This window comes from Pseudomonas sp. xss_4 (assembly GCF_043104125.1).
Lineage (GTDB): Bacteria > Pseudomonadota > Gammaproteobacteria > Pseudomonadales > Pseudomonadaceae > Aquipseudomonas > Aquipseudomonas parafulva_B.
The window spans coordinates 83,470-97,380 of sequence record NZ_JBICKJ010000071.1; the positions used below are offsets into that span (position 1 = coordinate 83,470).

Here is a 13,911-nt window from a genome sequence, read left to right on the forward strand (position 1 = left end):
TGCCTAAAATCGCTCCAGTCGTAAAAGTGTTGCTGGAGATGTCTTGAAATGAATGCCGTTTCTGCCCCTGCTAGCGGGCTGGCTGCCACGCCTGCATCGACCGCCCCTGCACAGGGCGCGTTCGGCCTGCAGGTGGTGGTCGGGCTGTTCGGCGTGTTGCTGGCGGTGCTGTGTGCGGGCCTCAACGAGTCCGTGACCAAGATTTCCCTGGCCGATATCCGCGGGGCCATGGCTATCGGTGCCGATGAGGGGGCCTGGCTGCTGGCGGTGTACAGCGCAGCCTCCGTCTCGGCAATGGCCTTCTCGCCCTGGTTGGCGACTACCTTTTCCCTGCGGCGCTTCACCCTGGCAGCCATCGGTGCCTTCGCAGTGCTGGGTCTGCTGCAACCCTTCGCCCCCAACCTGCACAGCCTGATGCTGCTGCGGGTGCTGCAAGGGCTTGCCTCGGGGGCACTGCCGCCGATGCTGATGAGCGTGGCGCTGCGCTTCCTGCCCCCTGGCATCAAGGTCTACGGCCTGGCGTGCTATGCCTTGACTGCCACCTTCGGCCCCAACCTGGGTACACCGTTGGCCGGCTTGTGGACCGAATACGTCGGCTGGCGCTGGGCGTTCTGGCAGATCATCCTGCCGTCGCTGGTGGCCGGTGGCTGCGTGGCGTGGGGGCTGCCGCAGGACCCATTGCGCCTGGAGCGTTTCAGGCAGTTCGACTGGCGTGGTGTGCTGCTTGGGTTACCGGCGATCTGCGGTATCGTGCTGGGGTTGTCTTTGGGTGATCGCTGGGGCTGGTTCGATTCGCCGTTGATCTGCTGGCTGCTGGGCGGTGGGCTGCTGTTGTTGGTGCTGTTCATGTTCAACGAGTGGTCCGAGCCCTTGCCGTTTTTCCAGCTGCGCTTGCTGGGCCGGCGTAACCTGGCCTTTGCCCTGTTGACCGTCGCGGGCGTGCTCATCGTCCTCTCGGGTGTGGGTAGTTTGCCGTCCGCCTACCTGGCACAGCTCCAGGGCTACCGGCCCGCCCAGACCAGCCCGCTGATGCTGCTGGTGGCCATGCCACAATTGATCGCCCTGCCGCTGACCGCCGCGCTTTGCAATATCCGCGCAGTCGACTGTCGCTGGGTGCTGGGCATCGGCCTGGGGATGCTGGCCGCCTCCTGCATCGGCAGCAGCCTGCTCACCAGCCAGTGGATTCGCACCGACTTCTACCCGTTCTACCTGTTGCAGGTGTTCGGCCAGCCGATGGCGGTGCTGCCGTTGCTGATGCTCTCGACCACGGGCATGAGCCCCCAGGAAGGCCCCTTCGCCTCGGCCTGGTTCAACACCGTCAAGGGCTTGTCCGCCGTCGTGGCGGGCGGGCTGCTCGATGCCCTGGGCACGCTGCGCCGGCATTTCCATTCCAATCACCTGGTCGACAGCCTGGGCAATGCCCCGTTGCTGGACGACCACGCTGCCAGCCTTGCCAGGCGCATCCATGACCAGGCGCTGGTACTGACCTCGGCCGACCTCTACCTGGTCCTGGCCGTAATCGCCGTAGCCCTGATCTGCCTGATTCCTGTCATGCCCACCCGGGTTTATCCACCGCGTGCGGTGGCCTGACCCCTGTCTGAATTCGAGAAACGCCAAATGACCACCCACCGTAAAACCCTGTTCATCGGCGCTGTGCTGGCCGTGGCCGTGCTGGCCGCCCTCGTCGGTCCCTGGCTGCTGGGCAGCGACCACCGGCAGAGCACCAACGACGCCTACGTGACCGCCGACTACACCGTGGTCGCGCCCAAGGTCGCCGGCTTCATCACCCAGGTGCTGGTCGAGGACAACCAGCAAGTCAAGGCCGGCCAACTGCTGGCCACCATCGATGCCCGCGACTACCAGGCTGCCCTGGACGCTGCCCAGGCGCAGCTGCTAGTGGCCCAGGCCCAGAGCACCGATGCCCGTGCCACCCTCGACCGCCAGGACGCGCTGATTGCTCAGGCCCAGGCAGCGGTGAAAGCCGCCGAGGCCGAGGCGGCGTTCGCCGATCATGAAGTTCGCCGCTACGGGCGCCTGGCCGAGCAGGGCGCCGGTACCGTGCAAAACGCCCAGCAGGCACGCAGCGCCGTGGATCAGGCCCGTGCTCGCCTGGCCAATGCCCGTGCAGCTTGGGTAGCTGCGCGCAAGCAGGTGGACATCCTCGCCGCTCAGGTCGCCAGCGCCGATGGCCAGCTCAAGCGCGCCGAAGCCGGGGTGGAAAAGGCCCGGCTGGACCTCTCCTATACCCGCATCACGGCGCCGGTGGACGGTATGGTCGGTGAACGCGCGTTGCGCATCGGGGCCTATGTCAACCCCGGGGCGCGGCTGTTGTCGGTGGTGCCCCTGCAGCAGGCCTATGTGGTAGGCAACTTCCAGGAAACCCAATTGACCCACGTGCAGCCCGGTCAGCCGGTCAGCATCAGCGTCGATACCTTTGCCGATGAACGACTCCATGGGCACGTCGAAAGCATCGCTCCGGCCACGGGGGTGACGTTCGCCGCGGTGAAGCCGGACAACGCCACCGGCAATTTCACCAAGGTGGTGCAGCGCATCCCGGTGAAGATCGTCTTCGATGACGGGCAGCCGTTGTTGACGCGCTTGCGTGTGGGCATGTCGGTCGAAGCGATCATCGACACGACCAGCGATACCCAAGGCGATAAGCTGGCCGGTAGCGAGGTGACGGCCCGATGAACATCACCTACGCGCAGAGCCCTGCACCCGCCGGCCCACAGGCAGCCCGTTCATCGCGGCCCATCACGCGTTTGGGGGGCAAGGCCCCTGCGGCCATAATGCTCGCTGCACTGCTCACGGGCTGTACCCTTGGCCCTGACTTCCAGCAGCCCGATACCCACGCGCCCCAGCAGTGGGACCAATTGGAGGGTGAGCACGCGCCCAGCCAACCTGTGGCCGAGCCCATGCAGTTGCGCTGGTGGGACAGCTTTCACGACCCACGGCTCAGCGCACTGATCGAACAGGTCGCCGCGCGCAACCTTGATCTGCAGATCGCCAGTGCCCGCTTGCTGCAAAGCCGTGCGCTGCGCAGCACCGTGGCCGCCGACCAGCAGCCGTCGGTGGACGCCAATGCCGGCTACAGCCGTGCCCGCAACAGCGCCGAAGGGCTCAGCGACCCCTCCGGCAACGCGGGCAAATCGGCTTTCAACCTGTGGCAGGGTGACTGGTAGCAGGTTGGGAGCTGGATGTCTGGGGACGTGTGCGGCGTCAGGTCGAAGCAGCCGACGCCAGTGTCGAGGTGGCCGAGAACGACCGAAACGGCGTCCTGCTGGCCCTGCTCGCCGAAACGGCCGGTGATTACATCCAGCTGCGCGCGGTGCAGCATACGTTGCAGGTGACCGAGGACAACCTCAAGGTCGCGCGGCACAGCCTGAAGTTGTCCGAAGACCGTCAGGCCGAAGGCGTGGCCACCCGGCTCGACGTGGCCCAGGCCAACGCCCAGGTCGCCTTGATCGAGTCGCGCCTGCCCACTTTGCAGGCGCGCCGTGACGATCTGATCAATGCCTTGAGCCTGCTGGCGGCCGAGCCCCCACGCAGCCTGCAGGGCAGCTTGCTGCAAGCCGGTGAGCTGCCCGCCCCGCAGCAGACGTTCGCCATCGGCGTGCCGTCGGAGCTGGCCGAGCGTCGTCCGGACATTCGCCAGGCCCAGGCGCGCCTGCATGCTGCCACGGCCAGCATCGGCGTGGCCAAGGCTGATTTTTATCCACGTATCCGGCTGTCTGGCAACGTGGGTTTCCAGGCCATGCAGCTGGCTGACTTCGGTGCTTGGGATGCTCGCCGCTTCGCCTTCGGGCCGCAGCTGTCGCTGCCGATTTTCGAAGGCGGTCGCCTCAAGGGCACCTTGGCCCTGCGCCAGGCGCAGCAGCAGGAAGCGGCCCTGCACTACCGCAAGGTGGTGCTGGGGGCCTGGCATGAAATCGATGATGTGCTGCGCCTGTACAACGCCAGCCAGCTGCGTCGCGATCACCTCGCCGAAGCCGTGCGCCAGAACCGCATCGCCCTGGAAACGGCCCAGCGTCAATACGTGGAAGGCGCGGTGGATTTTCTCAATGTACTGACCGTGCAGTCGGCCTTGCTGGCCAGCGAAGAGCAGTGGATCGACAGCGCTGCCGCGGTATCCCAGGCGCTCGTGGGGCTGTACAAAGCGCTCGGCGGTGGGTGGCAGGCATTCGACAAGGTCTGAACGCGTAGGCTCGTGACCGGCCTACAACGTTCGTGACAAGCCAAACCGTTTGCGCAGCACCTTGTCCAGTAAACGCTGCGGCACCAGGCGGGCCATCAGCGGCAGGGCCGTGCTGCCATTGCCCAGCCGCACCCGTACCGGCACTGGCGAACGCTGGGTCGCTTTCAGCACGCCTTGGGCAAAGGTCGCCGTCGGTGTCGGCCTGTCGAGCGAGGCGCGGGCCCGGGCTTGGATGTGTTCACGCAGTGACCACCACGGCGATTGCGGCGCCAGCACCTGCTGCGCCTGCTGCTGAGCGTGGCTGGCGAACTGCGAGGCGATGGCCCCAGGCTGCACCTCCATCACGCGGATGCCGAACGGCGCCAGTTCCAGGCGCAGGGCGTCGCTCAGGGCCTTCACGGCAGCCTTGGAGGCGCAGTAGGCGCCGGCGAACGGCGTGACCAGCACGCCGGAGACACTGCCGATGTTCACCACCAGGCCTTGGGCGCGACGCAGCTGGGGGAACAGCGCGCGTGTCACGCCGACCAGCGCGAACACGTTTGTCTGGAACTGGCGCTGCAGGGCGTCGACCCCGCCATCGAGCAGCGGCCCCATGGCGCCGTAGCCGGCGTTGTTGATCAGGATGTCCAGTGCCTCGAGTTCCTGCGCGAGCAGGGCCAGGGCGTGTGGGTCGTTGACATCCAGTTGCCGGGCAACGAAGCCCGCAGCGGCCAGGCGCGCCACATCTTCAGCCTGGCGGGCGGTGGCCCAGACCTGATGGCCGGCATCGCGAAACGCATCGGCCAGGGCGCGGCCAATGCCGCTGGAGCAACCGGTGATCAGGACTGTCGACATGCAGAAGGCCTTTGGGTCTGTGTGGAGGGGCAGCGGGTCTGCGCCGAGTCGCCAACCGGTCGCCAGCCGTTGGGCGTCGACAATGAGTCAGTTGGCAAAGCTGCCTTGCAGGTGCTCGGCCCTGAATTCCAACGTCTGTGCACGGTAGCCCGAGCGCAGCGCAGGCAATGGCAGGCAATCGGACCACTGCGCGCCCGGCTGCAATTCGCCAGGCCCACGGTAGCGCGGTGCATTGTAGGTATTTTCTGCCAGGTTGACTGTGTCGCCTGGCGCATAGGCCGCCACACGCCAGCGCAGCTCGGTGAGCGGCACCTTGTTGCCGTTCTTCAGGGTGACCTGCAAGGGGCGGTCGGCGGGGCATTGGGTGGGGGCATAGGCAAGGCGCATGTCCAAGCGGGCCAGTTGCGAGGTTTCGCGAGTGTCCTGCCAGATGACGAACAAGGCCACCAGGCCCAGACCACCCACGGCGGCCAGCGAAATCGGCAAGGCCTTGGCAGGGTAGCGCAGCAACAGCACCAGCCAGGTGAGGATAAGGAGAGCGCCGATGATCATGAGCCTTGCAGACCTTGGTTGCGCGAGGGTTGAAGCATCGTAGCGTGAAATGGGTGAACGCTCAAAACGAGGGGGGTGGCCGGCTGTGGATTAAGATGGCGATCTAAAAAATTTTTGCCGCTGTTTATTGCTTGACGTCAATAAACGGTCCTTCGCGCCTGGGCTCCACGATTTCTCAGCACATCCCGTAACGTTTGAAGACCCTTCAGTTCCTAAGGTTTTTCAGCGCCGGGCCGCCAACATGGCCAGACGTCGTGATTGGCGGCTGTGAACGAAGGATCGTCGCAGTCAATGCGTGGCCGGCCCACGCAGGCGTCTGATCCCTAACCACATGGAAGAGACGAGACTTGAAACGATGAAGAACTGCATGCGAATCCTCTCTGCCACCGCAGTCATGCTGGCAGCGGCCCCAGCCCTTGCGGGGCCGCCCGTTGAAGTGACGTTCAGAAACCTTGGAACCGAGCCGGTGAAGCTCCAGCTGACCAATGCGAACGAGACCAGTACGTATCAGATTGCTAACCCTAAGCCGCACGACGAGGTAAAACCGGGTGAGAGCATCCGGTTCACTGTGCAGCGTTTGGTTAGCCCTGATACCAATGGTGCAATGCTCCGCTACTCGCAAGGGCGCAAGTCATGCGCCTTCAGCACGACGTTCGTCATGATGATGTCGGGAGGTATCAAACAGCCCAAGTGGAACAAGACTGCCACGCCGGCGGGCGGTGCGACTTGCACTGCGGTTAACTCGGGGTTTAGTGCCAACTACGCATGGAAGGCCGAATTCACCATGAAATAACCCGGCTCTGTAGCCTGCTTTGCTGTTGGACTGGTGCTGGCGGCAAAGGCACGCACTTTCACCGATTGAGCTCACTGAATTTCAAATCGAGGTGCGGCTATGGAATATATTTCGAGAACGGCAAGTTCTTCAGTAGGGCCTGTCCCTATAGCGCGGGCAAAGGAGACAACGACCTCTACGAACTCGGGCAGCGTCTCGTCCGTGTCTGAAGTACATGAGCCAAGTTCTGAAGTTTCGGCGTTGGGCCGTCAACTCGCGGCGGCGGCGGAGCGAGCGGCTGCCCGAGATAGCCAGCTGAGTCGGCAGGAGTTGGCAGAGCTTGCGTCTCGCATTCGGATGGATCTTGGCGGCCAAGGTTATGTATATACAAAGGCGCTGCATGATGCCTTCATTCCGGATACTCAAGATCAGGCGCTCTTAGCCAGGGCGCGGCAAGCGACTGATTTCATCAATGGGAAAGATGCTAATCCCTTCAAGCATCTCACCACGGAGCAATTGGCGCTGATCGGTTACGATGAGGGCGAAGACTTCACCTACAACGAGCGGCTCGCCGCCAGTGCTGAATTAGGTCATCGTTATTCGCAGTGGACGCACTACATCGTTGACAAAGCCAATGCGGAATACGACAGGACAGGCTTCAGGGACGATGCGCTGAGGGAAATGATCGATTATTACAAAAACCTTCCTCCTATCCTGGAAGCGGGTTTTAGAAACTACGAATTCGATTTAACTGCGATGATAGGCAAAACCGACCCCCCTCGCAGCGATGATCCCGATTCTCTGATCGACACCCTCCTGAAAACCGCCCGCAAGCTTGAAGAACAGGCAAAAAAAGATCACCCGCCGCTCGAAGGCCCTGACGAACCAGGCAAGCCCGCATGATGCCCGCTGTACAGCTGTGCAATGTCAGCCGTTTTCAGGATGACGTGCCGGTGCTTCACGGCATCGACCTGTTGATCCCCAGCGGGCAGACGTGCGCTGTCATCTGCCCGTCCGGTTCGGGCAAGAGCACGTTGCTGAACCTCATTGGGCTGCTGGACCGCCCTTGCGCAGGCCAGGTATGGATCGGCGGTACCGACATGACAGGGGCCAGCGCCGAGCAGGGCGCCGTGATGCGTAACCGCCTGATCGGCTTCGTCTTCCAGAGCTTCAACCTGCTGCCGCGGTTATGCGCCCTGGACAACGTGGCGTTGCCGCTGTCGTATCGAGGGCTGCGCTTGCCCGTTGCCCGCCAGCTCGCCGAGGTGCAATTGCGTGCCGTTGGCCTTGCCAGTCAGGCTGGCAAGCGGCCCGTCGAGATGTCCGGTGGTCAGCGCCAACGTGTGGCGATCGCGCGTGCGTTGGTCACCGAGCCGAACCTGCTGGTGGCCGATGAGCCCACCGGGAGTCTTGACGCCCAGACCGGTGAGCAGGTCCTGCAACTGCTGCTGACGCTCAACCGGGAGAGGGGCACGACTTTGCTGGTGGTCACCCATGACGCCAAAGTGGCGCACAGACTGCAGCGGCGTGTGCGCGTCGATCAAGGCAGGCTGACCGATGCACGAGCCCTACGGCCCTGGCTGGCAGCAACGTCTGAGCGAGGCATTGGACAACGTGCGGTTGATGGGGCGTCGTGCCTGGCTGGCCTTGCTGGGTATCGGCGTCGGCTGCGCGTCGGTGGTGGCGTTGCTGAACATGGGGCAAAGCGCAGCGCAGCATGCGCAGCAGCTGTATGAGGGCCTTGGCAGTGAGCTGATGGTCGCTGAACTGCAGCGCGAGGGCACGGCAGGCTCGAAAGCCGAACCTGATCTGACCGCCATGCCGGCGTCCGTACGGGCGGCCGTCGCGATCAGCGTGGCTGCGGCCAGCATTCGCCGTGCTGGCCTGCAGCAGGAGGCGATGATAATCGGCAGCGGCGCTGGCCTTGCCAGGTTGTTGAAGCTGGGCGTGGACGAAGGTCGCTTGCTGTCGGCGCATGACGACAAGGCACCCCACGTGGTGCTGGGCAGCATCCTGGCCAGGCAGCTGGACGCCAAGACGGGCGATCGGTTGCAGATAGGCGGTTACGTGTATGACGTCGTTGGCTTGTTGGTCTCGACCGGTGACAACCCGCTGTTGCCGGTCATGCTCGACCAGGCCGTGTGGATGCCATTGGCAGGCATGCGCCGATTGACGCCGACGCCGGAGGTGAGCCTGGTGCTGGCACTGGGGCGCGACGTGCAGTCCCTGGCGTTGGCAGCCGATCACCTGTCCGCTTACCTGCAGATGCAGTTGCCGCGCCACCAGGTGCTCGTCAGGTTGCCCAGTCAACTGTTGGCGGGCATGACCGCTCAATCGCAAATGCTCACGTGGCTGTTGGCCGGGTTTGCCGGCATCGCCTTGTTGCTGGGCGGCATCGGGGTGATGAACATCATGCTCATGACGGTGGCCGAACGACGCCGAGAAATCGGTATTCGCCTTGCATTGGGCGCGCGGGCACAGGATATCGGCTGGTCATTTCTGCTCGAAGCCATGTTGCTGTCAGGCACGGGGGCGGTTGGCGGTGCCTTGATCGGCGTACTGGCCGCCTGGATTTTTGCCCTGCTGTCCGGGTGGCCTACTGGGCTGGCCCTGGCCGCGGTGCCGCTTGGCATGGTCAGTTCAGTGACCGTAGGGGTTGCCTGCGGGGTATACCCAGCGGTTGCGGCAGCAAGGTTGCAGCCGGTGGAGGCGCTGCGTGAAGACTAGTTGGCTGGCGCTGGCCTGGGTGTTGTCCATTCCCATCGCAGCCCGGGCAGATGCGGTCAGCGCGTTGGCCCTGGCTCGGACCGATCCAGTGCCGCTTCAACTCGATGAAGCCGTGGCCTTGGCATTGCGTGAAAACCGTGCCATTCGAAGCGCCCACCTCAAGCGTGTGGCGGACAGGTTCGACCTGCGCGTGGCGCGCGACCGATACGCCCCGCAGTTGCTGCTCAAGGCGCGTTACCTGCGTCATCGCGATCAGAACGACCGCCAGCGCGATGTGCAGCTCGTGCCTGCCGCCAGCCTGCTGACCCCCTTCGGTACACGCCTGGACCTTGACTGGTCTTATGACCACATCGAGATTGAGGGCCAACGGCCCCGCCAACGGGACGGGGCGAACCTGACCGTGGTCCAGCCCTTGCTGCGGGGCGCTGGCGTGGACGTCGCCACCGCCCCCTTGCGTCAGGCGCAACTGTCGGAGCAGCTCAACCGATTGGCCTTGCGCGAAACCGTGGGGCAGACCATCAGTCAGGTCATCCTGCTTTATCGAGCCTTGCTCCGTGCCCAGGAGCAGCAAAAGATCGCCGACCAGGCCTTGCAGCGTGCCCGGCGTTTGGTCGACGTGAACCGGGCGCTCATCGAAACCGGCCGCATGGCAGCGTTCGACATTGTTCAGACGCAAGCGGAAGTGGCCAACCAGGAGTTGGCCCGGGAGAACAGTCACCGGCAACTGGAAGAAAGTCGCCTGGCACTGGCCCAGACCTTGGCCATTGACTTGAGCACGCCACTGCTGGCCGTGGATGAGATCGAGCCACGCCAGGTCCACCTTGACGCTACCCGTGCGCTCGCCCGGGCCAAGGCTCTGCAACCGGCCTACCTCATGCAGCAGCTCACAGGCGAGCAGCTTGCCGTGGATCTGCTGTTGGCCAAGGACCAGCAGCGCTGGGACCTGTCGCTGGTTGCCGGCGCCGCGCAGGCCCACGAAAGGCCCGGCCTGCAGGCCAGCTGGCGGCATTACGTCGGGCTGGAGCTGGCGATCCCCATCGGTGACCTTCAGGTACGACAAGCTCAGGTGCGCACGCAGGTTGCGCTGCAAGAACATGCCCTGGGGCAGGCCGAAACAGACCAACAGCTGCAACGCGAAATCTTCAACGCCGTGAAGGATATTCAGGGGCGATGGCGGCAGTTGCAGATCGCCGGCCGGGCGCTGGCGTTATCCCGGTGCAAGCTTGCGATCGAGCAGGAAAAACTGTCGCTCGGCCGCTCAAGCAACTTCGAGGTCCTGAGCTTTGAAAGTGACCTTCGCTATGCTCAGCATGCGCGTCTGGATGCGGCTATCGCCTATCTCAATGGTCAGACAAGCCTTGACCAACTGCTGGGCACGACCCTCGAGCGCTGGGGGGTTGTACTCCATGACTAACTGGCGCAACGGTCTGCTGCTGCTAGTGCTGAGCGTCGGATTCGGCGCGTGGTATCAGGGGGGCCGCTCAGTGCAGCCTGAGACGGCGCGATGGGTGCGCATCGAGCCGCAAACGCTCGAGCAACGACTGGGCTTGGTCGGTCGCCTCCAGGCTGCGCGTCAGGTGACGGTGAATGCGCCCTTCGAGGGACGGGTGGCAGCGGTTTTGGCACAGCCCGGGCAGCAGGTAGGCGCGGGTGATCCACTGTTCACCCTCGATACCGAACAGCTCGACATCGAATTGCGCATGGCTCAGGCAGCCTGGTTGAAAGCCCGCCGCTACGCGGACGTACTGGAGCACTGGACCACCGGTCCCGAGGTGGCCAGGGCGAAACGGAACCTGAGCAGCACCCGCAATGCGCTGTCCACAAGTCAGCTGGACCTGGAGGAAAACCGGCGCCTTTTCGAGCGCGGTATCGTCGCGGGTATGGAAGTTCGTAGCCTGATCCAGCTGGTCGACATGCATGCGCAGGCGGTGCTTGAGGCCGAGCAGGCGTTGGAGCAGACCCTTGCACAAGGTCAAGGCGACGCCCTTCAGATTGCCCGTATGGAACTGCTGAACGCCGAAGCTCAGTACCATGCGCTGCTCGCGCTGCATGGACAACGCACCGTCAATGCGCCTTTGAGCGGCGTTGTCGTCCCTGCCAAGACCGCAGGCGTCAATCAGGTCGTGCCCTTGCAGGCTGGCCAACACGTCGCGCGCGGCGTGCCAGTGCTCGAGCTCATCGGCCTGGACCGATTGCAGGTGCTGGCAACAGTCGAGGAGCAGGACTTGCCTAACGTACAGCAAGGGCAGCAGGTGCGAGTCAGCGTGGCCGGGCAGCACCTTGAAGGCAAACTAGGCCCCATCGCTCAGCAACCCAAGACGCTGGATGGCGCAGGGGCCTGGTATGAGGTGGTGGCCGAACTCGAGCTGCCCGCCGAGCCAGCCCGCTCTAGCTTGCGCCTGGGCATGAGCGCGCAGGTGGACATACGTATCTCGAGCAAGGCCCAGGCGTTGGTCATCCCGCCAGAGGCGCTGCAGCGCAGCAGCGCAGGTGAGCACGTTGTGTGGTTTCGTGAGGACCCTGGCCAAGCGCCGAGCGAGGTGACCGTCAGCGTGGACGGCATAGGGCCGCAGGGGGTCGAGGTGTCAGGGCTGGGGGCAGGGTACGTCAGGTTACCCTGATGCCCCGCCGCGCTCGGCGCCCTATGCTTCGGGCTGATCGCGCAAGAACACCAGGTGATCGACCTTCGACTGCTCGGCGCTGTAGTAATACCCCTGCACGTCGAACTGCTTGAGCTGCGTTGGGTCACTGATGCGCTCTTCGATGACGAAGCGGCTCATCATGCCGCGCGCCTTCTTGGCGTAGAAGCTGATGATTTTGTGCTGGCCGTTTTTCAGGTCCTTGAAGTCCACATTGATCACCCGGGCCTTCAGGGCGCTGCGCTTGACCGCGCTGAAATATTCGTTGCTGGCCAGGTTCAGCAGCAGATCATCGCCCTGTTCGGCCAGGGCCTCGTTGAGCCACTCGCTGATACGCGTGCCCCAGAACGCGTAAAGGTCCTTGCCGCGGGCGTTGGCCAGCTTGGTGCCCATTTCCAGGCGGTAGGGCTGCATCAGGTCCAGCGGGCGCAGCAGGCCGTAGAGGCCGGAGAGCATGCGCAGGTGATCCTGGGCGTAGCTGAGGTCGTCTTCACCCAAGGTCTGGGCGTCCAGGCCGGTGTAGACGTCACCTTTGAAGGCCAGCAGGGCCTGCTTGGCGTTCTCTGGCGTGAACGTGGGTGTCCAGCTGCCGAAACGCGCGGCGTTCAGGCCCGCGAGCTTGTCGGACAGGTGCATCAGTTCGCTGATCTGCGCCGGGCTCATTTCTCGCAGCTGCTCGATCAGTTCCTGGGAATGGTCGAGGTGGCGGGGCAGGGTGAAGCGCTCGGTCACCGGTGGGGTGTCGTAGTCGAGGGTCTTGGCGGGGGAAATCACCGTCAGCATCGGATCTGCTCCTGGCATCAAAGAGCGGGGATTCTAAGGGTTGGACGAGGCAAGTCCAAACTATGGCGACAATAGTCAACGCCCATGGCCGACGCAGCGGCTATAGTGCCTGTTTTCCTTGAACGGAGCCCTGACCGTGCGCGTCGTTTCAGCCCTGCTGACTGGCCTGTTGAGCCTGGCCGTGCAAGCCGCCCCTTCCACGCCGGCCAGCCTGGACCGTGGCCTGTGGCCCGAGCAACTGGACAGCCCTGCGCTGTTCGATGTGGCGTCGCGGGCCGAAATCCTCTCGTTCGCCCGGGTACTGCACGAGAACGAGCTGCTCGACGAGAACGCCCTGGCAGCCCGATTAGGCCTGCGGCAGGTCAACTTGCAGAAGATCAGGCAGGTGCGGGCGCGGCTGTGGCAGCGTCTTTGGCAGGGTTATCAACAGGCGCAACGCAGTTGCGAGCAAGATGCGTCCTTTTGCTATGCGGTGACGTCGATGGCCGAACTGCGCTTGCAAGCTGCGACCTTCGCCACCGATGTGGGTGAGTTCTACACCGGCTGGATCGAGCCCAGCCGGCAATTTCATGAGCAGTACCTGAACGAGCAACTGCGCAAGGCGGCGTTGTTGCCCCAGACCAGCAGCGAAGTACAGCGGCTGTCTGCAGCCGAGCGCAACGGCGATGAACTCAATGACCGGCTGTTTCTGCTCACCTTTGCCGGTGGGCCGGGCGCGGCGGCAGGCACCACCGACGAGCTGACTGCCTACTTGCGCAAGCAGAAACTCGATGGGACGTTCTTCGTGCTCGGCAGCCGTTTGCAGCAACGTCGCGACGGCGAGTCGCTGGCGGCCCTGCGGCGCTTGTATGCTGGCCAGTGCGTAGGCATTCAGGGGTGGGAATACCGGTCCCATGCGCAGTGGACGGATTGGCAGGCCTCGATCAGCCGCAGCCAGGCACGGGTGCGGGCAGACCTGCCCGAGCAGTATGTGCCGCTGTTTCGCCCACCGTATGGCCAGCGGCGGGCCGACGGCCAGGCGTTCATGCAGCGTCAGCAATTGCAGGTCTCGCTGTGGGACATCGATGCGCAGGACGACTCGGGCTTGAGTGCGCAGGCCTCAGCCGAGCGTGTGTTGACCTTGATGCTGCTATGGCGCAAAGGCGTGATCCAGTTTCACGACGCCTTGCCCAAGGCCAGGCCTGCGGTGCAATGGCTGCTTGAGCACACCGCGCAAAGCGGCATTGGTTGGCAGGATTGTCGCGAATATGGACAGGGCGAGCAGCAACCTGACTTCTGACTGTAGACCTGCTTGGCGCTGGCGCCAAGGCCTGTTCGTCAATCGGAAAAATAAAGTTGGCAATCGCATGAAAATGCTTTTTCCGGTCATGGCTTTTGCGGTATGAAGAAACCAGACAGCCGATTCCTGC

General features: G+C 63.9%; 11 protein-coding genes and 2 pseudogenes. 10 read left to right on the forward strand and 3 right to left on the reverse strand.

What is annotated here, in order from left to right; all coding sequences use genetic code 11:
• The first annotated feature begins 48 nt into the window (after positions 1-48).
• From ACF8GB_RS15260 to ACF8GB_RS15270, 3 genes and pseudogenes are all read left to right on the forward strand, one after another.
• Entirely contained in the window at positions 49-1,590 is a 1,542-nt protein-coding gene (locus ACF8GB_RS15260) for an MFS transporter (RefSeq protein WP_078478026.1), read from the forward strand.
• Positions 1,591-1,617: 27 nt separating this feature from the next.
• Entirely contained in the window at positions 1,618-2,691 is a 1,074-nt protein-coding gene (locus ACF8GB_RS15265) for an HlyD family secretion protein (protein WP_196135126.1), read from the forward strand.
• A 98-nt stretch (positions 2,692-2,789) separates the two neighbouring features.
• A pseudogene (locus tag ACF8GB_RS15270) lies at positions 2,790-4,195 on the forward strand (efflux transporter outer membrane subunit).
• Positions 4,196-4,216: 21 nt separating this feature from the next.
• Here ACF8GB_RS15270 and ACF8GB_RS15275 read toward each other — a convergent pair.
• Both ACF8GB_RS15275 and ACF8GB_RS15280 read right to left on the reverse strand, forming a co-directional pair.
• Positions 4,217-5,029, reverse strand: a complete 813-nt coding sequence (locus tag ACF8GB_RS15275) for an SDR family oxidoreductase (RefSeq protein WP_392527282.1) — start codon at positions 5,027-5,029, stop codon at positions 4,217-4,219.
• Positions 5,030-5,116: 87 nt separating this feature from the next.
• A complete protein-coding gene (locus ACF8GB_RS15280; RefSeq protein ID WP_058604910.1) occupies positions 5,117-5,581 on the reverse strand; it encodes a hypothetical protein in 465 nt (154 codons plus the stop codon).
• Between the two features lie 355 nt (positions 5,582-5,936).
• On the opposite strand from ACF8GB_RS15280, the gene ACF8GB_RS15285 reads away from it, so the two are divergent.
• From ACF8GB_RS15285 to ACF8GB_RS15310, 6 genes and pseudogenes are all read left to right on the forward strand, one after another.
• Entirely contained in the window at positions 5,937-6,374 is a 438-nt protein-coding gene (locus ACF8GB_RS15285) for a hypothetical protein (RefSeq protein WP_196185153.1), read from the forward strand.
• A gap of 201 nt (positions 6,375-6,575) precedes the next feature.
• Positions 6,576-7,256, forward strand: coding sequence for a hypothetical protein (locus ACF8GB_RS15290; RefSeq protein WP_196185154.1), 681 nt, complete (start codon positions 6,576-6,578; stop codon positions 7,254-7,256).
• Positions 7,256-7,744: pseudogene (locus ACF8GB_RS15295) on the forward strand (ABC transporter ATP-binding protein); the annotation flags it as partial. The gene ACF8GB_RS15290 and the pseudogene ACF8GB_RS15295, both read left to right, overlap by 1 nt.
• Positions 7,745-7,910: 166 nt before the next feature.
• Positions 7,911-9,080 (forward strand): ABC transporter permease, encoded by a 1,170-nt coding sequence (locus tag ACF8GB_RS15300; RefSeq protein ID WP_392527283.1) that lies wholly within the window; start codon positions 7,911-7,913, stop codon positions 9,078-9,080.
• Complete coding sequence (locus ACF8GB_RS15305) at positions 9,070-10,494, forward strand: TolC family protein (RefSeq protein ID WP_197843699.1); 1,425 nt, start codon at positions 9,070-9,072, stop codon at positions 10,492-10,494. The genes ACF8GB_RS15300 and ACF8GB_RS15305 overlap by 11 nt, the downstream gene beginning before the upstream one ends.
• Positions 10,487-11,701, forward strand: coding sequence for an efflux RND transporter periplasmic adaptor subunit (locus tag ACF8GB_RS15310; RefSeq protein ID WP_197843698.1), 1,215 nt, complete (start codon positions 10,487-10,489; stop codon positions 11,699-11,701). The genes ACF8GB_RS15305 and ACF8GB_RS15310 overlap by 8 nt, the downstream gene beginning before the upstream one ends.
• A gap of 21 nt (positions 11,702-11,722) precedes the next feature.
• On the opposite strand, the gene yaaA is transcribed toward ACF8GB_RS15310, so the two are convergent.
• Positions 11,723-12,502: a peroxide stress protein YaaA gene (gene yaaA, locus ACF8GB_RS15315; protein WP_058637179.1), complete on the reverse strand. Its 780-nt coding sequence runs from the start codon at positions 12,500-12,502 to the stop codon at positions 11,723-11,725.
• A gap of 136 nt (positions 12,503-12,638) precedes the next feature.
• Here yaaA and ACF8GB_RS15320 point away from each other — a divergent pair, with 136 nt between their 5' ends.
• The gene (locus ACF8GB_RS15320) at positions 12,639-13,781 is read left to right on the forward strand and encodes a polysaccharide deacetylase family protein (RefSeq protein WP_196185159.1); all 1,143 of its coding nucleotides are present in this window, start codon (positions 12,639-12,641) and stop codon (positions 13,779-13,781) included.
• Positions 13,782-13,911 lie beyond the last annotated feature (130 nt).

Excerpts from the sequence above, each read along its gene's own strand:
- ACF8GB_RS15260 (WP_078478026.1), top strand. The coding sequence starts at position 49 with ATGAATGCCGTTTCTGCCCCTGCTAGCGGGCTGGCTGCCACGCCTGCA.
- ACF8GB_RS15265 (WP_196135126.1), top strand. The coding sequence starts at position 1,618 with ATGACCACCCACCGTAAAACCCTGTTCATCGGCGCTGTGCTGGCCGTG.
- ACF8GB_RS15275 (WP_392527282.1), bottom strand. The coding sequence starts at position 5,029 with ATGTCGACAGTCCTGATCACCGGTTGCTCCAGCGGCATTGGCCGCGCC.
- ACF8GB_RS15280 (WP_058604910.1), bottom strand. The coding sequence starts at position 5,581 with ATGATCATCGGCGCTCTCCTTATCCTCACCTGGCTGGTGCTGTTGCTG.
- ACF8GB_RS15285 (WP_196185153.1), top strand. The coding sequence starts at position 5,937 with ATGAAGAACTGCATGCGAATCCTCTCTGCCACCGCAGTCATGCTGGCA.
- ACF8GB_RS15300 (WP_392527283.1), top strand. The coding sequence starts at position 7,911 with ATGCACGAGCCCTACGGCCCTGGCTGGCAGCAACGTCTGAGCGAGGCA.
- ACF8GB_RS15310 (WP_197843698.1), top strand. The coding sequence starts at position 10,487 with ATGACTAACTGGCGCAACGGTCTGCTGCTGCTAGTGCTGAGCGTCGGA.
- yaaA (WP_058637179.1), bottom strand. The coding sequence starts at position 12,502 with ATGCTGACGGTGATTTCCCCCGCCAAGACCCTCGACTACGACACCCCA.